The 23869-nt window shown below is 64.3% G+C and carries 18 protein-coding genes; 15 read left to right on the top strand and 3 right to left on the bottom strand.

The window, feature by feature from the left end:
• Positions 1–189 precede the first annotated feature (189 nt).
• The 10 genes from JQ616_RS18075 to JQ616_RS18120 are packed head-to-tail and all read left to right on the top strand — an operon-like array spanning position 190 to position 8421.
• Positions 190–1866 (top strand): GspE/PulE family protein, encoded by a 1677-nt coding sequence (locus tag JQ616_RS18075; protein ID WP_212016535.1) that lies wholly within the window; start codon positions 190–192, stop codon positions 1864–1866.
• A gap of 4 nt (positions 1867–1870) precedes the next feature.
• Positions 1871–3082, top strand: a complete 1212-nt coding sequence (locus JQ616_RS18080) for a type II secretion system F family protein (RefSeq protein ID WP_212016537.1) — start codon at positions 1871–1873, stop codon at positions 3080–3082.
• A 17-nt stretch (positions 3083–3099) separates the two neighbouring features.
• Positions 3100–3618 carry a type II secretion system major pseudopilin GspG gene (gene gspG, locus JQ616_RS18085; protein WP_212016539.1) on the top strand — a complete coding sequence of 173 codons (519 nt, stop codon included), beginning with the start codon at positions 3100–3102 and terminating at the stop codon, positions 3616–3618.
• Positions 3619–3640: 22 nt separating this feature from the next.
• The gene (locus tag JQ616_RS18090; RefSeq protein WP_212016541.1) at positions 3641–4105 is read left to right on the top strand and encodes a type II secretion system protein; all 465 of its coding nucleotides are present in this window, start codon (positions 3641–3643) and stop codon (positions 4103–4105) included.
• A complete protein-coding gene (locus tag JQ616_RS18095; RefSeq protein WP_249136958.1) occupies positions 4071–4490 on the top strand; it encodes a prepilin-type N-terminal cleavage/methylation domain-containing protein in 420 nt (139 codons plus the stop codon). The genes JQ616_RS18090 and JQ616_RS18095 overlap by 35 nt, the downstream gene beginning before the upstream one ends.
• Complete coding sequence (locus JQ616_RS18100) at positions 4487–5197, top strand: PulJ/GspJ family protein (protein ID WP_212016543.1); 711 nt, start codon at positions 4487–4489, stop codon at positions 5195–5197. The genes JQ616_RS18095 and JQ616_RS18100 overlap by 4 nt, the downstream gene beginning before the upstream one ends.
• Complete coding sequence (locus tag JQ616_RS18105; protein ID WP_212016545.1) at positions 5197–6144, top strand: general secretion pathway protein GspK; 948 nt, start codon at positions 5197–5199, stop codon at positions 6142–6144. The genes JQ616_RS18100 and JQ616_RS18105 overlap by 1 nt, the downstream gene beginning before the upstream one ends.
• Positions 6144–7217, top strand: a complete 1074-nt coding sequence (locus tag JQ616_RS18110) for a PilN domain-containing protein (protein WP_212016547.1) — start codon at positions 6144–6146, stop codon at positions 7215–7217. The genes JQ616_RS18105 and JQ616_RS18110 overlap by 1 nt, the downstream gene beginning before the upstream one ends.
• A complete protein-coding gene (gspM, locus tag JQ616_RS18115; protein WP_249136959.1) occupies positions 7214–7777 on the top strand; it encodes a type II secretion system protein GspM in 564 nt (187 codons plus the stop codon). The genes JQ616_RS18110 and gspM overlap by 4 nt, the downstream gene beginning before the upstream one ends.
• Positions 7777–8421, top strand: a complete 645-nt coding sequence (locus tag JQ616_RS18120) for a hypothetical protein (RefSeq protein ID WP_249136961.1) — start codon at positions 7777–7779, stop codon at positions 8419–8421. The genes gspM and JQ616_RS18120 overlap by 1 nt, the downstream gene beginning before the upstream one ends.
• Before the next feature lie 11 nt (positions 8422–8432).
• Here the strand turns inward: JQ616_RS18120 and JQ616_RS18125 are convergent, their stop codons facing one another.
• Entirely contained in the window at positions 8433–8870 is a 438-nt protein-coding gene (locus JQ616_RS18125; RefSeq protein ID WP_349630018.1) for an A24 family peptidase, read from the bottom strand.
• A gap of 297 nt (positions 8871–9167) precedes the next feature.
• Here JQ616_RS18125 and JQ616_RS18130 point away from each other — a divergent pair, with 297 nt between their 5' ends.
• From JQ616_RS18130 to JQ616_RS18145, 4 genes are all read left to right on the top strand, one after another.
• On the top strand, positions 9168–9953 hold the full coding sequence (locus JQ616_RS18130; protein WP_212016553.1) for an EfeM/EfeO family lipoprotein: 786 nt from the start codon (positions 9168–9170) through the stop codon (positions 9951–9953).
• Positions 9950–11326, top strand: a complete 1377-nt coding sequence (locus JQ616_RS18135) for a cytochrome c peroxidase (protein ID WP_212016555.1) — start codon at positions 9950–9952, stop codon at positions 11324–11326. The genes JQ616_RS18130 and JQ616_RS18135 overlap by 4 nt, the downstream gene beginning before the upstream one ends.
• Before the next feature lie 241 nt (positions 11327–11567).
• A complete protein-coding gene (locus JQ616_RS18140) occupies positions 11568–13625 on the top strand; it encodes a phospholipase C (RefSeq protein WP_249136962.1) in 2058 nt (685 codons plus the stop codon).
• A 116-nt stretch (positions 13626–13741) separates the two neighbouring features.
• Positions 13742–14413: a hypothetical protein gene (locus JQ616_RS18145; RefSeq protein WP_249136964.1), complete on the top strand. Its 672-nt coding sequence runs from the start codon at positions 13742–13744 to the stop codon at positions 14411–14413.
• Between the two features lie 12 nt (positions 14414–14425).
• Here the strand turns inward: JQ616_RS18145 and JQ616_RS18150 are convergent, their stop codons facing one another.
• Positions 14426–15772, bottom strand: coding sequence for a cytochrome c peroxidase (locus tag JQ616_RS18150; RefSeq protein WP_249136966.1), 1347 nt, complete (start codon positions 15770–15772; stop codon positions 14426–14428).
• Between the two features lie 386 nt (positions 15773–16158).
• Between JQ616_RS18150 and JQ616_RS18155 the strand changes: the two genes are divergently transcribed.
• Positions 16159–17928 carry an alkaline phosphatase family protein gene (locus JQ616_RS18155; protein ID WP_212016559.1) on the top strand — a complete coding sequence of 590 codons (1770 nt, stop codon included), beginning with the start codon at positions 16159–16161 and terminating at the stop codon, positions 17926–17928.
• Positions 17929–17997: 69 nt separating this feature from the next.
• Here JQ616_RS18155 and JQ616_RS18160 read toward each other — a convergent pair whose 3' ends face one another.
• Positions 17998–23616 carry a DUF5801 repeats-in-toxin domain-containing protein gene (locus JQ616_RS18160; RefSeq protein WP_212016561.1) on the bottom strand — a complete coding sequence of 1873 codons (5619 nt, stop codon included), beginning with the start codon at positions 23614–23616 and terminating at the stop codon, positions 17998–18000.
• Positions 23617–23869 lie beyond the last annotated feature (253 nt).

Genomic DNA, 23869 nt, shown 5'->3' on the forward strand with positions numbered 1-23869 from the left:
CTCCCCACGCCTCGCACCAAAATCGTGCACCGTGTCCGCGATGCCACGTCAAGGTTTCTTGAGCGCGGCGAGCGATGTGACTTCGCACAGCTGTCACACTTCGGATCGATAACCGCAGAACTGCCGGGAGCCGAACGCGACGGCGCATGGCACGGACCGATCCGGAATTGTGTGGCGGGATACAAAGGAATGGCCAACGACCTGTCCGTTCGGTTCGTGGATTATCTGCGTCAGAACAATCACCTGGCGCCGATCGACGGATCGGCGGAGCGAACCGGGCAGGGCGCCGACGTCAGGCAGTTGAAGCTGTGGGAGATCACCAGTCTCTCACCGACCGAATTCGCCGACGAGGCCGCGCGCTTCTTCGCGCTCGGCCGCCTGACGCTTCAGGACATGACCTCGGCCGAGCCGTTGGTCGGGTCGTTCTCGCCACGTTTCCTGCGCGAGACCATGGTCTATCCCTGCCGGACGGCTGACGGGACCGTCGTGCTCGCGGTCGTCGATCCGACTGACCAGGCGACGTTGCGGGCGGCACAGATCGTGCTTGGTGCCGGGATCGACGTGAAAGTGGCGTCGTCGGAAGACGTCGCCATCGCGCTAAACAACTCTTCCAGCGCCGAGGAGGCCGAAGCCACCGATTCGGCGGCGGCGCTGCCCCGGGAAGACGACATCGAGAGCCTGCGCGATCTCGCCAGCGGCGCACCGGTGGTGCGCGCGGTCAACGACCTGATCGAGAAGGCCGTCGAGCTCCGCGCCAGCGACATCCATATCGAGCCGTTTTCCGCCGGCCTCATGGTGCGCTTGCGCATCGATGGTCTGCTGCGGCCGGTCGCGGCGCTGTCGGGCGTGCTGCCGCAGGCGGTGGTCTCCCGCATCAAGATCATCGCCAATCTCAATATTGCCGAGCGTCGTCTACCGCAGGATGGCGCGGCGCGGCTGCGGGCCGGGCGTACCGACATCGACATCCGCGTCGCGATCATGCCGACGCAGCATGGCGAATCCTGTGTCATCCGCATCCTGCCCAAGGATCGCGGCCTGCTGGTGGTGGAGAAGCTGGGGTTTTCGGAGCCCGACGAAACCAAGCTCCGGCGGCTGCTGAAGCTGCCGCACGGCATGGTCGTGATCACCGGACCGACCGGCAGCGGCAAGACCACAACGCTGGCGACGATCCTATCGATCCTCAATGAACCGACCCGCAAGATCCTGACGATCGAGGATCCGGTCGAATATGAGCTCCCCGGCGTCAACCAGTCCCAGATCAAGCCCGCGATCGGCCTGACCTTCGCCACCGCGCTGCGCTCCTTCGTTCGCCAGGACCCCGATGTGATCATGGTCGGCGAAATTCGCGACACGGAGACCGCTCATGTCGCGGTGCATGCGGCGTTGACCGGCCATCTGGTGCTGACAACGCTGCACACCGAGACGGCGGCTGCCGCGGTGCCGCGCCTGCTCGATCTCGGGGTCGAAGGCTATCTGCTGCGCTCTGTGCTGCGCGGCGTCATCGCGCAGCGCCTGGTCCGGCAATTGTGCGAGCGCTGCAAGACGGCGCGGCCGTTGGCAACCGCCGATCTCACTGAGGATCCTCGGCTCGCGGCGATCGGCTTTAAGGCTGGCGAGATCATTCATGAGGCCTGCGGCTGCGAGCGTTGTGGTGGAACCGGCTATCGCGGCCGCCTCGGCGCCTTCGAGCTGCTCGAACTGTCCAATGAACTGCGCGAACTGATCGGAGAGCGAACCGACGGGCTGAAGATCGATACCATGGCGATCCGGGCGGGCATGACCACGATGCTCGACGACGGGGTCGCCAAATGCCGCGCCGGATTGACCTCGCCCGCCGAGATCCTCCGCGTCGCGACGGTGCGGTGACGCCGTGCCGAATTATCGCTACCGCGCTTTGACTCAAGGCGGCGAGATCGTGAACGGCACGATCTCCGCCCCGACCGCGGCCGAGGTGGCGCGGCGGATCGAATATCTCAAGCTGCTGCCGATCGAAACCACCGAGGACAAGCGCGCGTCCAGCGCAGCAGGCGGCCGTAGCCTGTTCGGCGGACCGAGTGCCGCCGAGGTCACGACCTTCACGCGCGATCTCGCGCTGTTGCTGAAAGCCGGCGCGCGTCTCGACGATGCGCTGGAGCTGTTGTCCGGCGATGCCGACGTCGGCCGGATGCGTCCGGTGGTGGCGAAAATCCGCGCCGCCCTGCTCACCGGCGAGAGCTTTGCCGATGCGGTGGCGGATCATCCGACCCTGTTCCAGCCGATGTATATCGCCCTGGTCCGGGTCGGCGAAATCTCCGGCACACTGGATTCCGTGCTGGAGATGCTGGGGACCGAACGCGCGCGCTCCGAGCAGATGCGGCGCAAGCTCACCGACGCGATGCAGTATCCGGCCTTCGTGCTGGTCGCGGCATCGGGCGTGATGCTGTTCTTCCTGCTGTTCGTGCTGCCGCAATTCTCGACCGTGCTCGGCGATTTCGGCGGCAAGTCGGATACCGCGCTTGCGAGCTTCATCGCGGTGTCGGACTTCCTGCGCGCCAATGCCACGGCGGCAAGCCTGATCAGTGCGGCGACGATCGCGCTTGCCTGGTGGCTGCTGCGGCAGGCGCGGGTGCGCGCCGCGCTGGTCAGTGGAATTTCGCGGGTACCCGGCATCAGCAGCGCTTTCCAATTCTACCGTGCCAGCCTGTTCTGCCGCAATCTCGGCGTCCTGCTTGGCAGCGGCGTCAACCTTACGGCCGCATTGCGCATCCTGGTCGACATCATGGCGGTAACCGGGAGCGAGGCGAACTGGACCGCCGCCGCCGACCGCGTCCGCCATGGCGGAAAATTGTCGGAGGCGCTCGCCATGGCGGACAGCCTGCCGCCGATGGCAGTCCGCATGCTGCGGCTCGGCGAAGAGACCGGCCAGCTGCCGGTGCTGGCCGGGCGAGTCGCGGAATTCTACGAAGCAAAATTGCAGCGCAGCCTGGACCGGGTCGTCGGCATCGTCGGTCCGCTGGCGATCATCACGATCAGCACCGTGGTCGGTGGATTGATCGTGTCGGTCATGACGGCGCTGCTCTCGGTCACACAGCTAGTCGGTTAGAGCAGAGGTCATCGGTCATGATAGCGCGCAATAGCATCATCGAGGCATTCTCCACGCGAGCGGGACGGGATCGCACCCCATCGCAAGCGCCAAGGCGTTCGGGCGAGGCGGGCTTCACCCTGGTCGAGATGCTGGTGGTGATCGCGATCATCGGCCTCATCATGGGGCTGATCGGACCGCGCGTGCTCAACTATCTCAGCGAATCCAAGGTCAAGACCGCACGGATTCAATTGCAGAGCTTCTCCAGCGCGCTCGACCTGTTCTATCTCGACGCCGGACGTTTCCCGTCCACCGCGGAGGGACTGGCCGCGCTGGTCCGGCGCACCCCGGGCGTCGCCGCATGGAATGGGCCCTATCTGAAAGGCGGCAACGTTCCCAATGATCCCTGGAACCACGCCTATCTCTATCGCTCGCCGGGCGAGCACGGGCCTTACGACATCGTCTCTTATGGCTCTGACGGGCAGGAGGGCGGCAGCGGCACCTCGGCCGATATCTCGCTCGAGAAGACCACAGCCTCCAACAACGACCAGCAATGACGGATAAGGATGCACGGCAAGCATGAATGACGCGACGCAGCGTGGCTTTACCCTGCTCGAGATGGTGTGCGTGCTCGCCATCATCGCGCTGCTGGCGGCCGTGCTGCTGCCGTTCATTCCGCATCAGACCTCGCGGTCGCGGTTGCAAGCCTATGCGCTGCAGACCGCAACGCTGCTGAAGGCCGACCGCAATGCCGCCATCGAGCGCAGCACCAGCGTTGCGACGCTGGTCGATGCGCCGAGCCGGGTGATCCACTCCGGCGCGTCGCGCATGACGGTGCGGATCCCCGATGACGTGCGGTTCGACGCGGTGCTGCCGCAGAGCTGTCAGCGCCGCGCGGCGCTGTCGACCATTCGCTTCTTCGCCAATGGCGGTTCCTGCGGCGGCTCCATCGCGCTGACGCGGCTCGATGCGGGCTATGAGGTCCGCGTCAACTGGCTCACCGGAAGGGTTGAAATCGTTGCTCGCGACGTCGCCGCCAACTAACCGCACGGATGCGGGGTTCACCATCATCGAAGTGCTGGTGGCACTGGCGCTGGTTGCTGTCTCGATCGTTGCGATCGGCGCCGTGATGGGCGTCAAGACGCGCGGCGTGCGGGCGATGGAGCAGCACGTCGCGCTGATGCAGGCGGTGCGCACATTGATGACGGTCGGCATTCCGCCTCGCGCCGAATTGCAATCGGGTACGTCGACCGGGCAGGCGGAGGGCTATCGCTGGACCATCGAGGTCAGTCCGCTCGGTGGCGACTGGACGGTGCCCGAGGGCAATGTGCCCTGGGCTCCAGAGCTGGTGCGGATTCGCGTCAAATCGCCGGGCGGCGCGTTGTCCGACATCCGCACCGTGCGCCTGATGCCGAGGTCTTCGGAATGACCCGGGCAAGCACGGCACAACGCCCCGGCGAGCGCGGCTTCACGCTGATCGAGATGATCGTCGCGCTGGCGTTGATGGGGCTGTTGCTGTCCGCGCTCGCCAGCATCACGGCGCAATGGCTGCCGAGCTGGAACAGGGGCCTCGACCGCATCCAGCGCAGCGAATTGATCGGGATCGCGCTGGAACGGATCGGCGCCGACCTTGCTGCGGCGGAGTTCGTCGCGGCCAACCGCGATACCCACAAGCCGCTGTTCGACGGGTCGGAACTGTCCGTGACGTTCGTGCGGACGTCGGTGGGGCCGAACGCCGGGCCGGGCCTCGACGTGGTGCGCCTCGGCGAGGTCAGGGAACGCGGCGAGTTCGTCACGGTTCGCACCCAGACGCGCTTCACGCCGCTGGCCGATGGCGTGTCGCTGTCGGAGCAGGTGCATCTGGGCAGCCCGGTCGTGCTGCTGCGCGCGCCGTATCGGCTGTCCTTTGCCTATGCCGGTCCTGACCGGGCCTGGAAGAGCGCGTGGAGGGATGCCGAGAAGCTGCCGGCGATGATCCGATTGACTGTGCGCGACGCGGCGAGCCAGCGCGTTCTGTCGGTGTCGACCATCGCGCCGCTTCACGTCCAGATTCCGAGCGACTGCACCAAGCCTGACGGCAATTGCGGCGACAAGCCCAGCTCCGATGCCGTTGCCACCGATCAGGGGAAGACGTGATGGGCACGTCCGGCAATCGCGGCCGATCGCCGGCCGACCGCGGCTTCGTCATCGTCGCGGTGCTCTGGATCCTGCTGGCGCTGTCGTCGCTCGCGATCATCTTCTCGGCCTATCTGGCCGCCTCGGCGCGCGCGCTGGCGGCGAGCGACATCTCGTTGCAGACCGAGGCGCTGGTGTCGACCGGGCTCGAGCTCACCGCCTATCAGCTGACGTTGACCGACGACAAGACGCGGCCGCAATACGGCGCGTTTCATTTCGGCCTCGACGACGCCAGCGTCAACGTGAGCTTCACGTCGGAAGCCGGCCGGCTTGATCTGAATTACGCGTCGAAGGAGATGCTGACCGGGCTGTTCGTCGTGCTCGGCGCTCGGAAGGACGCCGCCAGCGAATATGCCGATCGGATCGTCGGCTGGCGAACGCGGCCCACGCCGGGCAGCGAGAACGTGGAGGCCGCGCGCTACAATGCACTGGGCTACGCGCCGCGGCAGGGGCTGTTCACTCACGTCAATGAACTGGCACTGGTCGCCGGCATCCCCGAAGCCTTTGTCGATCGCGTGCTGCCGTTCGTGACGGTGTTCAACGGCGGGCCGGATGTCGATCCGACCATCGCCGCGCCGGAACTCGCGCTCGCCGTGGATAAAGCATCGGGGAAGCAGCAGGACGGCTTCGGCTCGGCTGCGCTCGGCTCGTCTGCTCTTGGGGCGAGTGCTCCCTCGCCGAACGGCGGCCTTTCCGCCGGATCGCAGGCGCCGAGCCCGCAAACCGCGGCGTCGACCGCGCAAAGCCCTTGCTACCGGATCGCCGTGTCGATCCGATTCCGCAACGGTCACCGCACCAATTCTGAGGCGGTGATTGCACTCGGCGACAAGACCGAGCCCTATCGTGTGTTGTCCTGGCAGAACGATGTCGAACCGCGCGTTCTGGCTCTGCCGCGGGGGAGAGGTTGATGGCGATACTTGCCGAAGCACGGCATTGGTTCGAGCAATGGATTGCCGCGGTCGCGACGTCCGTCGACGGCGTAGCGGGCAGGTTCATACGCCGGCGCAGCGTCGAGCTCGACGAGAATGGCGACGGCAGCTTCACCGCCCGCCTCGTGGCGGCGAAGGACAGTTCGCCCGCGGCGCCGGTTTCGTTCCGGCTCGATCATGACGCGCCGCAGCCTGCGCTGCCGGCGGAATGGAAGACCGCGTTCGACGGCAGCCGCATCGAGGTGCGCTTGCGCTCGGATCACATCGTCAGCCGCGTGCTCGATTTCCCGAGCCAGGCCGGCGGCTTTCTCGACGGCATGATCCGCGCGCAGGTCGACCGGTTGACGCCATGGACCGCGGCCGATGCGGTGTTCGGCTGGGGCGCGCCGCAGCCGATCGCCAATGACCGCATCGAAGTTGCGTTCGGTGCAACTGCGGCGGCCAAGGTCGATCCGCTGGTCCGGATGGCGAGGCAGCTCGGCGCCGCTTCCGTCGCGGTCTCGGCGCCGGCGGTCGGCAGCGACGGCGTCTCCCAGCAGGTGACGCTGCTCGACAGATCGTTGCGCGGGCTCGCTGGACCTCAGGTTCCGCGCCTGTTGCGCATTGGGCTGATCTCGACGGCCGCGGCCGCGGCGGTCTCGCTGCTGCTGAACGTCTATCTCGGCGGCTGGCTGCAATCCGAGCAGGAGGACCTGCAACACCGGATCTCGCAGCGCCGCGCCGCGTTGCGCCTCGACGCCAATGGCGACTCGTCCGGGCTTGGGCTGCTCGCCAAGCGCAAGCAGACCACGCCGTCGAGCGTCATGGTCCTGGAGGCGGTCTCGCGCGTGCTGCCCGACACGACCTATGTGACCGAACTCCGCATCGAGAACAACAAGGTGCAGGTGGTGGGACTGACCCAGGACGCGCCGTCGCTGATCCGCTTGCTGGAGCAGTCGCCGCAATTCACCCGCGCGACGTTCTTCGCGCCGACGACGCGCGCGGCCAATGAGACGGCGGAGCGATTCCACGTCGAGGCCAACATCTCAGCCTATTTTGGGTCCGGCTCATGAGTGCAGCATCCCGATCGCTGACCGCCGTCAGCACCTCGCCATTGGTCGCGAGCGCGAGCTATCTCGGCTTGTTCGTGCTGCTGCTGTTTGTCGTCATCTCGTCGCTCTCCGATCTCATCGGCCTGCGCAGCGACGTGGCGGCATCGGCAGGAATGCTGGAGCAGCTGGAAGGGCGCTCCAAAGCGAACCCCGCGCCCGGCCAGCCTGCAATGCCGACCGGCTCGGCCTATCTCGAGGGCGCAACCGTCACCGTCGCCGGCGCCACCTTGCTGCAACGCGTGTCTGGCGCGGTGATCAAGGCCGGCGGCAACGTGTTGTCGACGCAGCTCGACGTCCCCAACGCGCCGGCCAAGGCCGGCTTCATCAGCATGGTCGCGAGCTCCGAGATCGAACAGGCGCAATTGCAGCAGGTGCTCTACGATCTCGAGGCCGGCATGCCGTTCCTGTTCATCGACCAACTGGTCGTGCAACCCGTTGCCGACGAGGCCGCCAAGGGCGCCGATCCCGGCAAGCTGCGCGTCCTGCTCGGCGTGTCCGGACAATGGCGAGGAGCCAAATGATGCGACGCTTTGCAGCGACCATCTTGCTGTTGGCGGTGTCGGCCTATTCCGCGCCGGCGGCCGTGCCTGATCGGGCGGGCGATGCATTGGATGCCGGCATGCTCGACGATACCCGTCTGGGTGGACCGGTGCTGGGTTCACCGCCGCCCTCCGAACCGATCACATCGGTCCGGGTGGCGCCAGCGCCGGCACCGACGCCGCGGCCACTCAGCCCAAATCCGCTGTGGGGGATTCCGCTCAAGACGCTGTCCAACACGCGCGACCGCCCGGTGTTCTCGCCGTCGCGGCGGCCGCGGCCGGCCGTGGTGGCGGAGCCGGAAGTCAGCAAGCCAGCGCCGCCACCGCCGCGCAAGGTTGCGGCCGAGCCGCCGCCGCTGTCGCTGGTCGGTACCATCGCCGGCGACGATGAGAGCTTCGGGATCTTTCTCGATCAATCGAACAAGACCGCCTTGCGCCTGAAGCTCGGCGACGAGTTCCAGGGATGGAAGCTGCGCACCATCAAGGGGCGCGAAGTCACGATGCAGAAGGACGAGCAGGGGGCCGTGCTCACATTGCCCGAGCCCGGCGGTGAAGAGAACGGCGATGCACGCATCGTTCCGGTCAGCGCGGAGAGGGTGCCGCTCGCCGCGCGTCGCCAGAAGTGATTGCGCGCGAGCTAGCTCAGTCCGAGCCAGCTCTGAAGCGCCGGCGTCACGAGCAGCCCGAGCGCAAGGAACGGACCGAACGGAATTGAGGTCTGGCGCTTCATTTCGCGTCCTGCAAGTTGCAGGATGCCGGCAACACCAAGCGCGGCGAGCGCCGCGATCAGCAGCAAGGTTGGAATGCCCAAGGCACCGACCCAGATGGCCGCGGCGACGAGAAGCTTGACGTCGCCCAGTCCCAACCCGTCCACATGCCGCACGACGAAGTAAAGTCGCTGCAACAGCCAAAACAGGAGACCGACGAGGGCCGCGATCGCCATCGCACTGAAGGCGGCCGTTGTGCCTTCCGTGATGACGACGTTCGCAAGCCCGAGTGCCGCGATCGCGAAGTTCAGCCAATTGGGAATGATGCCGTGGCGCAGATCGATCAGCGCGACGGCACAGCAGAGCACGCAAAGCGCGCCGTAAGATCCAATGAAATAAATAGCTTCGCGATCGATCTGCATGGTGGCGGGACAAGTGTGACGCGTGTCGGCACTGTGTTGCAACAATGCGCGCGCGTTGAACAGTTCATTTTCAATCGACCCGATCACCGCGCGCGGATTTTGCGATTGTGATCGTCATCGACGATGACAAAACAGAAAAGATGCGACAAAAAGTCTGCGCTGTCACAAATCCGCATAGGATACCGACAATAGTTCGCCCCGCTACATGCCGCGAGCCCTTCGTGGCAGATGAGTGGGTTGACTATGTACAAGATGCGAGTGGCGGCGTGCCTGGCTTTGCTGGCAGCGTCGGCAGGCGTGCGCGCCGCGAACGCGGGCGCTCTCGAGGACGGCGCCGAGCGCTATCGGCCGTATCTGATCGAGGGTGTCGCCAGCGCGCTGGCAGGCGCGCGTGCATTGCGCGAGCGCGCCGCTGCGGCCGATCTGCCCGGCGCAAGGAAGGCCTGGCTGTCGGCGCGTGCCGGCTGGGAGCGCTCGGAAGTGTTCACCGCAGGCTTCGTGCCCGAGCTCGATGCGCAGATCGACGCCTGGCCGAACGCAGACACTGGGTTCCACGCCATCGAGGCGAAGCTGTTCGGAGCCGGCAATACCGAGGTTGGCGCCGACGCCACCGGTCTCGTCGAGCACCTCAACGATCTTCACGGCAAGCTTGGGGATATCAAGCTGACGCCGCAGGGCCTGCTCGATGGCACGGTGCGGCTCGCTTACGAGGTCGGAGAGAGCAAGGCCGATGGCGGCGAGTCGCGCATCAGCGGCACCTCGCTGGACGATATGCGCAACAACATCGCCGGCATCGACTTCGCCTACCACATGATCTTCTCCGCCGCGCTCAACACCGTCGACGGCAAGCTCGATGAGATGGTGACGAACCGGATCGAGCAGCTCGAGGCGATCGTCGCGACGCCCGATCTGCCGCATGTCAATATCGCCGATCTGCGCCAGACCAGCGAGGAGCTGGTCGTCGCATTGCAGATCGCCTCGGCAAAGCTCGGGCTGCAGCGTCCGACCCTTGAGGCCCAGGCGCGATGAGGTCGCTTCACCTGCGTCTGGCTGCGCTGCTCTCCGGTGCCTTCGCCCTTGCGCTGCTTGGGCGTGCGGTAGCGTTTCCGGTCGATGGTGACAAGACCGTGCTGCCGGTTGCGACCGAGCTGAACGAGGATGCGCTCGACAAGCCGCGCGAGGTGTTCCAGTCGGAGCGGACCGGCGCCAAGTCGTATCTGGTCAATCTCGGCGATCTCGCATTCAATTCGCCCGGGCTGCTCGGCGAGGTGGCGCGGCAGGCCGGCGTGAGCTGCGGCACCTGCCACGTCAATGGCGCGAACAACGCCAAGTTCTTCATGCCGAAGATGTCGAGCCGACCCGGCACGTTCGACACCACGGGTCCCCTGTTCAATCCGAAGGCCAACAATTTGGCGTTCGATCCGGTGCGGATCCCGAGCCTGCGCGGCGCCCGCTATCTGGCGCCTTACGGCGCCGATGGGCGGTTCGCCTCGCTGCGTGACTTCGTCCACAATGTCATCACCAACGAGTTCGCGGGTCCCGAGCCGTCGCCGGCAACGCTCGATGCGATCGTGGCCTATCTCCACGACATCGACTTCCTACCCAATCCGAGCCTCGGTCCCGCCGGGCGGCTGGCCGGCAAGATCACCGACACGGAGCGCCGTGGCGAAGCATTGTTTGCAAAGCCGTTCCCGCACGATGCGGCGTTGAGCTGCGCGGGGTGCCATGTTCCATCGTCCGGCTTTGTCGATCATCAGCAGCACGACATCGGCTCGGGCGGGCTGTTCAAGACACCGACGCTGCGCAACGCCGACTTCAACGCGCCGTACTTTCACGACGGCCGCTTCGACAATTACAACCAAGTCGTCGATTATTTCGACCGTACCTTTCAGCTCGAGCTGACGGCGCAGGACAAGGGTGACCTCGTCGCCTATCTCACGGCGGTTGGCGATGGCGTGCAGCCTTACGAGCGCGACGGGGCCGGCGCTACGCTGAAGGAGATCAATGATTTCTCGTCGGTGCTCGCCACCGCGATCCCTGCCGGTGACAAGGACATCGTCGCGCTTGCGGTCGATACGATCGGGCGCGAACTGCGCGAGTTGACCGAGCAATATCCCGACCGCAAGAACACCAGCGTATCCGGCGGCGAGCAGCAGCGCGTGCTCGCGCGCAACGGCCTCAAGGAGCTCGTGCTGACGCTGCGGCGAATCGAGATGGCGGTTGCGGCGGGACGCAATACAGATGCTGCGAACGAGTTCAGGAATTATCGCAACCTGATGGCTGCTGCGGTGCCGGCGCTTTTGGCGAGCGCCGAGCCGTGGTCGTTGTTCAATCAAGACGTGCACGACCAGCATTATGCTGCGCTTCGCCAGGTGATGCGATCCAGGCATATTGTGCACTGATTGATCTGCATTCGTAGTATTTTCGCGATCCGCGTCACCCGCGCGGATTGCTCAGCCAATGTCGACCATCAGTTGAAATGTTGAATCGTGGAGAAGCCGCAGCGCGGCTGGAGATGTCTCCACAGAAAATCTTTGAACGTTTCGAAATTTCTCGCGCGCTTTCACGTAAGCGAAAATCATGCGTCATACTGCCGCACTAAGCAGGGTGCGTTGCTAACCGCAAAACACCCTGAGGTCGACAATGAGTTTGAATTACAAAAAGCACTGGCGAACCAGTACCGCGCTCTGCATCGCGTCAACGGTGCTCGTCGCAACAGCCGCATATGCCGCGCACTATCCGGGCGGTCGCAGTGATTGGGACAAGCGTTCGCATCACAATCATCAGGCGCACGAAGAGGGCATTCGTGCGAAGCATGAGGACCATGGCCATCATGGTGACGGCGATCATGGCGTGAAGACCGCTTCGCCGATCAAGCACGTCATCATTCTGATCGGTGAGAACCGCGGCCTCGATCACACGTTCGGTGTGTACAAGCCGAAGGGCAAGGGGCAGACCATCTCCAACCTGTTGTCGAAGGGCATCGTCAACGAGGACGGAACGCCGGGTCCGAACTTCGCGCAGGCGCAGCAGTACTCGGTCGCGGGTCAGACCGCCTACTACATCGGCGCGCCGGCGATCTCGAAGTCGCCCTACAACGCGACCAATTTGATGCCCCAGCCGAACACCAATGGCACGCCGACCGCGCAGAGCGACACCGGCGCTCCGTTCAAGACGATCGCGGAAGCCAGTGTCGAGAAGGACATGGATCCGGCGGATCTCGACATCCTCACTACCGGCTTCAGCGGCCTGGCGGCCGGTGTGCTCGATACCCGCGTTCCCGGCGCCGGCGGTCTCAACGGACCGTTCCCGCTGCAGGGCGAGCAGATCAGCGACGACGACTACACCGGCGACTCGACGCATCGCTTCTATCAGGACTGGCAGCAGGAAGATTGCAGCGCCGCCAACGCCACCAAGAAGAACAATTCGGGTTGCCTGAACGATTTGTTCCCGTTCGTGATGGCGACCTACTCGTCGTCCAACAAGAGCATGGCCAACTCGATGGGCTTCTACAACGCCCAGCAGGGTCAGGCTCCGGTCCTGAAGATGCTCGCCGACCGCTTCACTCTGAGCGACAACTTCCACCAGTCGTTCCACGGCGGCACCGGCGCGAACCACTTCATGCTCGGCACCGGCGACGCGGAATTCTGGAGCGACGGCAAGGGCAATCCGGTGGCGCCGCCGTCCACCCTCATCGCCAATCCGAATCCGGCTTCGGGCTCGGTCAACCGCTACACGGTCGACGGCAATTGGAGCAATTGCTCTGATATCTTCCAGCCTGGCGTGAAGCCGATCGTTACCTACCTCAACAACCTGCCGTACGCGGCGGAGCCGAACTGCAAGCCGAACCACTACTACATGCTCAATAACGTCAATCCGGGCTATCTGCCGAACGGCGCGCTGTCGGGTGGCAACAACGTGCCGCCGTCGTCGGTCCGCACGATCGGCGATGCGCTGATGGAGAAGAACATCTCCTGGGCGTTCTATGGTGGTGCGTTCAACGACGCCGTGGCGCTTTCCAATGCCGCGGTTGCCGCCAATCCGTCGAACCCGAACCTCAGCGCCGCTGCGGTCGCCGATCCGGCGCACGCGCTCGGCGTTGCCTACTGCCAGATCTGCAATCCGTTCCAGTATGCGACCTCGATCATGGCCAACCCGGCCGTGCGTCAGGCTCACATGAAGGACACTGCCGATCTGATCACGGCGATCCAGGGCAACACGCTGCCTGCGGTGTCGTTCGGCAAGCCGGACGGCCTGCTCGACGGTCATCCGCAGAGCTCGAAGGTTGACCTGTTCGAGGCCTATGTCCTGAACGTGCTGAACGCGCTGGATAACAATCCGGAGCTGAAGGCTGAAACCGCTGTGTTCATCACCTGGGATGAGGCCGGCGGCTACTGGGACTCGGGCTACACGCAGTCGATCGACTTCTTCGGCGACGGACCGCGCATCCCGACCCTGATCCTGTCGCCCTATTCGACCGGCGGCAAGGTCAACCACAACTACGCCGACCATGTTTCGCTGCTGAAGTTCATCGAGCGCAACTGGGCTCTCCAGCCACTCACGAACCGCAGTCGCGACAACTTGCCGAACCCGAGCTACGCGAAGAACAACGAGTACGTCCCGACCAACAGCCCGGCACTGTCTGACCTGTTCGACGCGTTCGACTTCAGCAAGCCGGTCACGTTGTCCTACACCGAGTGATCGGGGGTTCGGGACGAGATCCTGACCCAAACTGAGACCGGCGCCGATCGAACCGATGGTTCGGTCGGCGCCGTCATGTTCAGCCCATCGACCACCTGATCGACCGGAAACGTCTGATGAAGCGTCACGAGAAGACGAGAGCGGCAGCCGGCCTGCTTGCGATTGCTATGTTGACGAATGCTCCGACGCAGGTCGTGGCGCAGCAGTTTTCCGCCGACCTCGTTGCAAGGAAAGGCGATGCGGCAACCATCGTGGGAGCTTTGCGGGTCTCGGATGGAAAAGTGCGAATCGAGACCAGCGCGCTGCCGGACGGCTTCTTCCTGATCGATACAGCCAAGCCGGCGGCGGTTTTCGTCCGTCCCGGCGCACATGTTTTCATGGACGCGAGGCAGTCCAGCCCGTTGACGGGGATGTTCGTTGCGGTCGATCCGGATGATCCCTGCCGGCAATGGCAGGCGATCGCGCAGCTATCCGCACCGGTCGACCTTGCCACGTGGCATTGCGAGCGCGACGGCGCGGAAGCAATCGCGGGCCGAGACACGGAGATCTATCGAATCACGGCGCCAACCGGAGCCGGCTTTGTCGGCTGGATCGACCGCACGCGCCGGTTCCCGGTGCAGATCAGGACCGCGGATGGGACCGTGATCGCCGCCGACCACATCCGTGACGAGCCGCAGCCCGCGCTGGCCTTCGAAGTTCCGGCGGGTCTGCGCAAGTTCGATCCGCAGGCGCTGATCCGCAGGATCCAACAGAGCGATGTGTGGGTTGCGCCGCCGGCCTCGCAGTGAGCAAGCGCTGGGCTACTGCGATTGCCGGCTCGTCACCGGGAGCATCCGGCCGAGTGCGGTGTAGTGCGACTGATGCACGTTGCTGTTGAACAGCGACCAGGGCTCGGCCTTTTTCAGGGCGACGGGAACGTCGAAATTCACCAGCTGGGCGAACTTGCGATATTCGGCCATCGCTTCGTCGATATGGCCGGCCGCTACTTCGAGATCGATGCGGCGCAGGGTGAGGACGAGATCCTTGAGGATCGCGCGCGCCGCCAGCCGCTCGTCCTTGCCGCCGACCGTCATGTTCCTGATGTCGGGGATGTGTTCGGTCAGTTCGCGCAGCTCGGCGCCGACCCCGGTCACGGCCAGTGACACCACCGTGGTATCGGCGGCCGCGATCGCGACCTCGAGCACGCTCGAGAGTTCGAGCACTTCCTTCATCCGGAGCACGACGCCGTCCTTGTCGAAGGGGCGTTCGCCGTCGCCGACCGCATTCAGATAGGCCACCAGGTCCTGCGTGTCCTGGGCCGACAGGTCGAGGTCGAACACCCGATCGAAATGCTCGACCACCTGCTCGTAACTGTCGTAGCGGCCGTCGTGGAAATAGGGGGCATTGAAATTGGCGTTGAGCAAAGTGGGGGTCTTGACCAGTCCGCCGGAGCCGACGTCGTGACGGAACTGATCGTTGAAGGTCCCTGCCGGACCATGACAACCGGCGCAGCTCAGCTCGGCCTGCTTCGGGAACGGTTTGAAGAACAACTGCTCGCCGCGACGTTCCTCGACGCTGGCTTGGGTGCCGAGCCTGCCGCCGGGCGCAAGCTTCGGATTGGGCAGGAAATCGATGTCGTTGATGTAGGCGACAAGGCCGTCGAGAACCTGGTCGCTCGGCTTCGGGCCCGAAAATTCATTGACGATGACATTATATACGAAGTCGCGCAGCGAGGTGATGCGCCCGTCATGTCCGTAGGGGGCGAGGTAACGGGCGCCCCGCAAGCTCGGAATTCTGACCGGGTCAAGGATGCTGTTGAATGTCCTCGCATTGAAGATCAGGCTCGTGGTGTCGAACGTGCCCGGGCGGGAGGATGCGCCCGGAACGAACAGCTTGGGGTTCGATGCGCCGTTGACGTGGCAAGTGCCGCAGCTCATCTCGGCCTGACGCGCCTTGCCGCCCAGGATGGACGGCGAGTTGAACGCGAGATCGCCGAGATTGACCAGATAGGATTTTCGCCCGCCCATCGCTTCCGAATGGAAGAGCTCGCGCGGCCGCGCCAGCGCCTCCTCGGAAAACTCGGTGCCGGCCGGCAGCACGGTCTGGTCGCCGCCGAGCGGGAATGCCGTCGCACGCAACGGAAGAAGGGCAACGACGAGTGCCAGCAATACGATCCGTGCGGGTCTCGCGCGACCAGCGGATGTGTCACGACCTCTTCCGAAGTCGAGCGCCAGTATATCCCAAGCCATTGCGAGAAAATGCCTCCGTCACAATGCATATGCGCTGCCGTGCGTCGGAAGATGTCACGCATGTGACAGTTTCCTGTCGGCAGGATCAATGACCGTCTGATTGGATAGACGACTGTTGATTGCGGTTTGATGACGGCAACGAAGCAGAAACCGATCTGCACATCTCATCCGGCCAAAACTTCAGCGGCGCGAAAGCGCTCCTATGATGCGTTTGTGCGCGCGTCGAAAAACAGTCATCCCGGCGAAATGTGTTTTGCATAGCGTGTAACTCCATTTCTATTTCTTTCTGAAATCAGGAGAGCACTATGCGGCTTTGGGGAGCCATTCCGGCGCTCGCAGTTGTTGCTGGCGCCGTTGCCATCTCGCCGGTGGCAAACGCCGAGAATTTGGTCGAGAAGATCGTTGATGAGTTCAAGCACGAGGTGCGGGACGAATTGCGTGACCTGCGCGACCGCGGCCATGAAGGTGTGCATCAGTACAAGCACATCGTCGTCATCTACCAGGAAAACCACAGCTTCGATAACCTCTACGGGCACTGGGGCGATGTCGGCCGCGACCGGATCAACGGCACCTCCGACGCTGATCAGGCTCATACGTTGCAGGTCCGGCAGGACAATCAGACCGTCTATGCCTGTCTGCTGCAGAACGACGTCAACCTGACCTCGCCGTCGCCGCAGCCGACCACCTGCACCGACAACACCGGCTCTGTCGCGATCCTCAGCGCCTTCAAGAACAAGCCGTTCGAGATCAACGACTTCATCCCGACCTCGGCGACCACCTGTCCGAAGCCGCTCGGCGCCTTCGCGGCGCACGGCTTCCTCAACGGCACCGGCGCGCCCGGCGGCTGCACCGAGGACATCGTGCATCGCTTCTATAGCGAGCAGTATCAACTCAATGGCGGCCGGCAGAACCGCTACATGACCGGCAGCGATGCAGCGGGCTTGGTGATGGGCTACTACGACACCAAGAAGCTGCCGATCTATACCTATCTTCACGGCCATGGCGCGCCGAACTACGTCATCGCCGACAGCTTCTTCCAGGGTGCGTTTGGCGGTTCGTTCCTCAACCATCAGTTCCTGGTGGCGGCCGCGGCGCCGCAGTTCGTCGGTGCCTTGAACGACGGCAGCGCCAACGATTTCCATTCGATCGTCGACGCCAACGGCATGCCGACCAGCACGCCGCTCTACACGCCGGTCTCGACCGTGAAGGATGCGCCGCTGACCGCCAAGTGCAGCCAGGCCGGTCTGCCGGCTGGCCTCGCCTGCGGCGACTACGCGGTCAACACCACGCAGCCGACCTACCAGCCCTATTCCCCGGGTACCCCGGACATCAAGCGCCTGCCGCCGCTGCATACGCCGAATATCGGCGATCGGCTGTCGGCCAAGCACGTTGATTGGGCGTGGTACTCGGGCGGCTGGTCGAACGCCAATGGTGACGTCGGCGCCTCCGGCTGGACCAATGGCAGCGGCACGACCTGCACCGATCCGAACCATGTCTCCACCGCGGTGTTTCCGAACTGCGCCGACGTGGACTTCCAGTACCACCACCAGGCGCTCAACTACTTCGCCAACTACGCGCCGGGAACGCAGGCCCGCAGGGACCACCTGAAGGACGAAGCGGAGTTCATCCAGGCGGCCAGGAACGGCCGGCTGAAGCAAGTCAGCTTCATCAAGCCGATCGGCGAGGAGAACGAGCATCCTGGCTACACCAGCGAGTCCGAAGGCAGCCAGCATCTCGTCGATCTCGTCAAGGCGATCGTCGAGGGGCCTGACGGCAAGGACACGCTGATCGTCATCACCTATGACGAGTTCGGTGGCCAGTGGGACCACGTTCCGCCGCCGCCGCACAACCGTCATGGCGCCGAAGCCAGGGCTGCGGACCAGTGGGGCCCGGGTACCCGCATCCCGGCGCTGCTGATCGCCAAGCGCTTCAACAAGTCGGGCGTCGCGCATGAGGACTTCGACACCACGTCGATCCTCAAGATGCTCGAGAAGCGCTTCGATCTGGAGCCGCTGGTGACGCGCCCGACGCGCAGCCTCTCGGCGGCACTGAAGGCCGGCGAGGGCTGGCACTGAGGTGAGAACCAGTCCCGGCCCGCGTCAACATTCGACGCGGGCCGGGACCCTCACCAGGCTTCAGGGCCCTTACAAGATCAGATCGTGCTGTATGTGCGTTACCTGGTCGAACAGGGAAGCGCCGCCCATCGCAGTCGCCGCCCCGGTCGTGGCGCCCTGAAGATCGACCTGAAGGCTGGTCGAGGCCGAATCGCCGTCCTTGTCGGTGGCGAGCACGTCGAACAGGAGATCGGTGCTCGGGATGGTCGTCTTCTCGTTATAGGTGATGTTGTTGACCGTGAAGGTGGCATTGCCGCTTGCGATGTGATCGTAGTCGACCTGGACCTGATTGAACTCCTTCCCCACATAGAGCGTGTAGGTGGATGACGCGCTGTCGAAAGCCGCGGTGTTGATCAGCGAAGCATCCGACGTTTCCTGCACCAAGACGTTGGTGGTGCCGCCCTGCGGCTTTGGGACGTCGATGCTGAAGTCGTGAACATCGGCGGTGCCATCCAGAATCTTGAAGACCACGCCTGCCGCGCCGTTACCCTGCCACTGGGTCAGGATGAAGCTGACCTGCGGCTGCTCTTCCGAAAACGAGAGATTCAACTGCTCGGTGGGATCCATGCTCAGCCCGGTATCGCCGACCGCGATGCCGTTGTTCGACGCCTTGACGTCGAGCGGATGACCGGTGTTGTCGGATCCCGTGATGACGAGTTCGCCGTCCGGAGCCGTCAGTGACGGCGTACCGCCGCCCGAGGCGCCGAATGTGGAGCCGGCCACGGTCACCTGCTTCAGCACATCGACGCTCTCGAGATTGAAGGAATAGGTCCCGTCGGGATTGATCAGCAGCGTGAAGTACGGATCGGCCAGCGTACCGCCGGAATCGGCGAGATAGGCGTCCATTTCGACGCCGCCGCTGGTCGCATGGGTCGAATAGTAAAAACTGTAGTCATCACCATTTCCGGTGACATGCACGGAGGTTATGCCGCCGCCGAGGCTTGACGTCGCCAGATTGTAGCCGGTGGTGCCGACTGCGCCGTCGTGGACCGCAACGGACATCCCGGCATCGCCATCCGCGCCGAAATTGACGTGGTAAGTGCCGCTCGCGACCTGATTGTCCTGAGCTGCGATCGTGGTCTCCGGGAAGCCGCTAATGGACGGGCCGTCATCCGCGATCGTCAGTTGCTTGCCGAGATCGAAGCTCGCGCTCTGGAAGTCGCCGTCCTTGTCGGTGATGGTTGCAACCAGATTGACTGTTCCGGCGTTCAGCGCGACGGTTTCGCCGGTATCGGGATTGGTCCCAAGCGGTTGCATCACCGCGCGATATTCGGTGAAGGTCACGAGCCCCGTCGCCGGGTCAACTTCGATCGAGAACGCCAGCGTACCGGTGGTCGAGCCGACATGTCCTTCGATCGTGTCGCCGTTCAGAACCAGCACGTCGGCAAGGCCGGTGTGCGAGTCGATCAAGCCGGAGAGGGCCCCGTTACCGCCGGTGATGGTCAGCGCGTAGCCGATGGATGCGCCATCCGCGCCTTGAATCGAAGTGAACGCCGTTGAGAAGTCGGCGGACGTCGTCGTCAACGATGCGTCTGGCGCCGAGCCGGCGATATTGTCGTCCAGCGCCGTTGCGGTCAGATGTGACTCGCTCAGCGACAGCGATGGCGTGATGCCGCTCGTCTTGATGCTCGGGCCGTCGTCGGTGATGGTCAGTTGCCGGCCAAGGTCGAGGCTCGCGCTCTGGAAGTCGCCGTCCTTGTCGGTGATGGTCGCGATCAGGCTCACGATCCCGGCGCCCAGCGTCACGCCTTCGCCGGTGTCCGGGCTGGTGCCGAGCGGCTGTATCACGGCCCTGTACTCGGTGAAGGTGACGAGCCCGGTCGCCGGGTCAATCGTGATGGTGAATGCCAGCGTGCCGGTGGTCGAGCCGACATGGCCTTCGATCGTGTTGCCGTTTTGAACCAAGAGATCGGCGAGGCCGGTATGCGAGTCGATCAGGCCCGACGCGGTCTCGTTGCCGCCGGCGATTTTCAGCGCGTAGCCGATCGTCGCGCCATCCGCGCCCTGAACCGAGCTGAACGCCGTCGAGAAATCGGCCGACGTCGTCGTCAGCAGCGCATTCGGATCCGAACCCGCGATATTGTCGTCGAGCGCCGTTGGCGTCAGGTGCGATTCGCTCAGCGACAGCGATGGCGTGGTCCCGCTCATCTTGATGCTTGGGCCATCGTCAGTGATGGTCAGTTGCTTGCCGAGATCGATGCTCGCGGTCTGAAAGTCGCCATCGTTGTCGGTGATCGTCGCCACAAGGCCGACGATACCGCCGCCGAGCGTCACGCCTTCGCCCGTATCCGGGTCGGTGCCGAGCGGCTGTATCACCGCCCGGTACTCGGTGAAGGTGATGCGCCCGGTAGTTGGATCAACCATGATCGTGAACGCCAGCGTGCCGGTGGCCGAGCCGACATGGCCCTCGATCGTGTTGCCGTTTTGAATCAGCAGATCGGCGAGGCCGGTATGCGAATCGACCAGGCCTGACGCGGTGCCGTTGCCGCCTGCGATCTTCAGCGCGTAGCCGATCGTCGCGCCATCCGCGCCCTGAACCGAGCTGAACGCCGTCGAGAAATCGGCCGACGTCGTCGTCAATGCCAGATTCGGCGCCGAGCCTGCGATGTTGTCGTCAAGCGTCGTCGCCGTCAGATGCGTTTCGCTCAGTGTCAGGGATGGTGTCGTGCCCGAGGTCTTGATGCTCGGACCGTCGTCCGTGATCGTGAGTTGCTTGCCAAGGTCCAGGCTCGCGCCCTGAACGTTGCCGTCGTTGTCGGTGATGGTCGCAACCAGGTTCACAAGTCCGGCGCCCAGCGTTATGCCTTCGCCGGTGTCCGGGCTGGTGCCGAGCGGCTGTTTCACCGCCCGATACTCGGCGAAGGTCACCTGTCCGGTCGCCGGATTAACCGTGATGGTGAACGCCAGCGCGCCGCCAATCCCTCCGACGTGTCCTTCCACGGTGTTGCCGTTCAAGATCAGCACGTCGGCGAGACCGGTATGTGAGTCGGTCAGGCCCGAAGTAGTACCGTTGCCGCCGGCGATCGTCAGCACGTAGCCGATCGTCGCGCCATTCGCGCCTTGAATCGAGGTGAAGGCCGTCGAGAAGTTGGCGGAGGTCGTCGTCAGTGCCAAATTCGGGGCCGAGCCGGCGATGTTGTCGTCAAACGCCGTCGCCGTCAGATGCGTCTCGCTCAGCGTCAGAGCGGGGGAGGTGCCATTGGTGCCGATGCTCGGGTGATCGCCGGTGATCGAGAGTTGCTTGCCGAGATCAAGGCTGGCGCTCTCATAGTCTCCGTCGTTGTCCGTAATGGTGGCAATCAGTCGGACAACTCCGGCGCTCAACGCACTGGCCTCTGCGTCGGCCAGTTGCTTCACGGCACGGTACTCCGTGAAGGTCACCTGCCCCGTAAATGGGTCAAGCGCGATGCTGAATGCCAGGGTGCCTGCGGTCGTCCCGACATGGCCTTCGATGGTATTGCCGTTCAGAACCAATACATCGGCAAGGCCGGTGTGGGCGTCGACCAGGCCTGACGCGGTGCCGTTGCCGCCGGCGATCGTCAGCGCATAGCGGATTGTCGCGCCATCCGCGCCCTGGACCGAGCTGAATGCGGTCGAGAAATCGGTTGACGTCGTCGTCAGGCTCGCATCCGGGGCCGAGCCCGGAATGTTGTCGTCCAGCGGCGTTGCCGTCAGGTGGCTCTCGCTCAGCGTCAGCGATGGCGTGGCGCCATTGGCTTTGATCGTCGGACCGTCGTCGCTGATGCTCAATCTGATGCCGAGATCGAGGCTCGCACTCTGGAAGTCGCCGTCCTGGTCCGTGATGGTTGCAATCAAGCTGACGATTCCACCCGTCAGAGTCACGGCTTCGCCGCTGTCCGGATCGGTGCCGAACGGCTGCTGGACCGCCCGGTACTCGGTAAAGGTCACGAAGCCGGTGGCCGGGTCGACCACAATCGTGAACGCCAGTGTGCCGTCGGTCGTGCCGACATGGCCTTCGATCGTGTTGCCGTTCAGAATCAGCACGTCGGCGAGGCCGGTGTGCGAGTCGATCAGGCCCGACGCCGTGCCATCGCCGCCGGCGATCGCAAGCGCATAGCTGACCGTCGCGCCATCCGCGCCTTGAATCGGGGTGAATGCGGTCGAGAAGTCGGCCGACGTCGTCGTCAGCGCCGCGTTCGGCGCGGAGCCGGCGATGTTGTCGTCCAGTACCGTCGCCGTCAGATGCGTCTCGCTCAGCGTCAATGGAGGGCCGATTCCGTTTGTGCTGATGCTCGGGTCATCCTCGATGACGACTAACTTGGTGCCGAGATCGAGGGCCAGATACTGGAACAGGCCGTTCTTCTCCACGGTCGCAACCAGGAATATGACCCCGGCTGCAAGCGGCACCTCATCGCTGTCGCTCGTGCCGCTGCCAGGCGGCAGTGTCGCCGCCCGGTACTCGGTGAACGTCACAAATCCCGTCGCTGGATCGAGCACAATGGTGAAGGCCATCGTCCCGTCAGTCGTGCCGACGCGGCCTTCAATGGTGTTGCCGTTCAGAACCAGAACGTCGGCCAGTCCGGTGTGCGAGTCGATCACCCCGGACGCTGCGCCGTTGCCACCGGTGATCGTCAGCGTGTAGCCGACCGTCGCGCCCGCCGCGTCCTCCGTGCTGGCGAACATTATCCCGAAGCTGCCTGACGTCGTCGTCAGCGCGGCGTTCGGGGACGAGCCGGCGATGTGGTCGTCCAGCGCCGTCGCTGTCAGATGCCTCTCATTCAACGTCAGCGGAGGCGGCGCGCCGAAGGTCAGCTGGAGCAGCTGTGGCGGCGGGTTGTAGATGAGGACGTAGGGGAGCACGAGCCCGGGCAGCGGCCCGAGCTGGTATGGCACCAGTGACGGATCCGGCTCGGTATAATTGATCGGCTGCAGCAGCGGCACCCCATCGTAAGCTGGCGCGCCGGATCCCTTTGCCCACACTCCCTTCGCGTAACCGGCAAGTGTCTCCTGTTGCGCGTTGCGCAAATCCTCCATGTGGGCGGGGCTGTTCGAGACCTGGCTCACGCTCACCGACGACCCTCTTGTGGTCAGGATGACCGTGACTCCGGGGTCGTCGACGACGATATGCCGGGGGTTCGCCTCCTTGGTCACCAGCTCGAACACGCCGTGGTGCATGTCCTTGTAGGTGATGTCGTCGTCGTCAAGGAAGGTGACGTTGGGCTCCGCGGCCTGGGCGTCCTTCAGGAGCGAGAAGGTCAGCGCGGCGAACGACAGCAGGCCGAGGCCGCTGGCCCTGACGGTGGCAACGGGCGCGTCCGCGGTCAGCACGTCTGACCCGGCCAGCCGGCTGCCGATCCAGCGGAAGATGCTTCCGGCCTTGGCAATCAGGCTCCGCTGCGAACGGCTGCCGGAGTCCTGCGCGGAATTGCCCAACTCCATCCGGGTGCCTGCCGGCAGGTTGAGCACCCTGCCATCGACCAGGCGGATTTCAACCCGTCCGCCGGCTGCGATCTCGATGACGTCGCCTTGGCAAACGGGATCGCCGGCCACGACTGGAAGTGCGATGCCGTGCGCACCCGCAATCGTGCCGCAGCCGATCGCCGTACGAACAACGCCAATCACCCGGGGCAGCTGGCCCAGAACGGCCGAGCTCGCGCCCCCGAACGCTACGCCGGACGCGACTAACATTGGCTCTTCGCCTGCTGAACGGCTCAGGCGGTAGGTGCTGCCCTAGTTTTCTTGGTCTGGCTTGCGCTCCCTACGAGGTGAAAAAACCTCGCACCCGCAGCCATAGGCTTGCCCGCCGAAACGTCCTGATTGAAACTAAATTCGGTAGTGAAAAATCGGCTTCCAATGCGGCGGGGAGCCATCGCGAGAACGACAGACCTGCTGTCCATTATCGCAAGTGCGGCCCCACCAGATTTAGTGTATATTTACCAAG

Origin of the sequence: Bradyrhizobium tropiciagri, assembly GCF_018130545.1 — a bacterium.
Classification (GTDB): domain Bacteria; phylum Pseudomonadota; class Alphaproteobacteria; order Rhizobiales; family Xanthobacteraceae; genus Bradyrhizobium; species Bradyrhizobium tropiciagri_A.

Bases quoted from the DNA above. Each gene is read 5' to 3' on its own strand.
- JQ616_RS18075 (WP_212016535.1), top strand. From the start codon at position 190: ATGGCCAACGACCTGTCCGTTCGGTTCGTGGATTATCTGCGTCAGAAC.
- gspG (WP_212016539.1), top strand. From the start codon at position 3,100: ATGATAGCGCGCAATAGCATCATCGAGGCATTCTCCACGCGAGCGGGA.
- JQ616_RS18090 (WP_212016541.1), top strand. From the start codon at position 3,641: ATGAATGACGCGACGCAGCGTGGCTTTACCCTGCTCGAGATGGTGTGC.
- JQ616_RS18100 (WP_212016543.1), top strand. From the start codon at position 4,487: ATGACCCGGGCAAGCACGGCACAACGCCCCGGCGAGCGCGGCTTCACG.
- JQ616_RS18105 (WP_212016545.1), top strand. From the start codon at position 5,197: ATGGGCACGTCCGGCAATCGCGGCCGATCGCCGGCCGACCGCGGCTTC.
- JQ616_RS18110 (WP_212016547.1), top strand. From the start codon at position 6,144: ATGGCGATACTTGCCGAAGCACGGCATTGGTTCGAGCAATGGATTGCC.
- gspM (WP_249136959.1), top strand. From the start codon at position 7,214: ATGAGTGCAGCATCCCGATCGCTGACCGCCGTCAGCACCTCGCCATTG.
- JQ616_RS18120 (WP_249136961.1), top strand. From the start codon at position 7,777: ATGCGACGCTTTGCAGCGACCATCTTGCTGTTGGCGGTGTCGGCCTAT.
- JQ616_RS18130 (WP_212016553.1), top strand. From the start codon at position 9,168: ATGTACAAGATGCGAGTGGCGGCGTGCCTGGCTTTGCTGGCAGCGTCG.
- JQ616_RS18135 (WP_212016555.1), top strand. From the start codon at position 9,950: ATGAGGTCGCTTCACCTGCGTCTGGCTGCGCTGCTCTCCGGTGCCTTC.
- JQ616_RS18140 (WP_249136962.1), top strand. From the start codon at position 11,568: ATGAGTTTGAATTACAAAAAGCACTGGCGAACCAGTACCGCGCTCTGC.
- JQ616_RS18145 (WP_249136964.1), top strand. From the start codon at position 13,742: ATGAAGCGTCACGAGAAGACGAGAGCGGCAGCCGGCCTGCTTGCGATT.
- JQ616_RS18155 (WP_212016559.1), top strand. From the start codon at position 16,159: ATGCGGCTTTGGGGAGCCATTCCGGCGCTCGCAGTTGTTGCTGGCGCC.
- JQ616_RS18160 (WP_212016561.1), bottom strand. From the start codon at position 23,616: ATGTTAGTCGCGTCCGGCGTAGCGTTCGGGGGCGCGAGCTCGGCCGTT.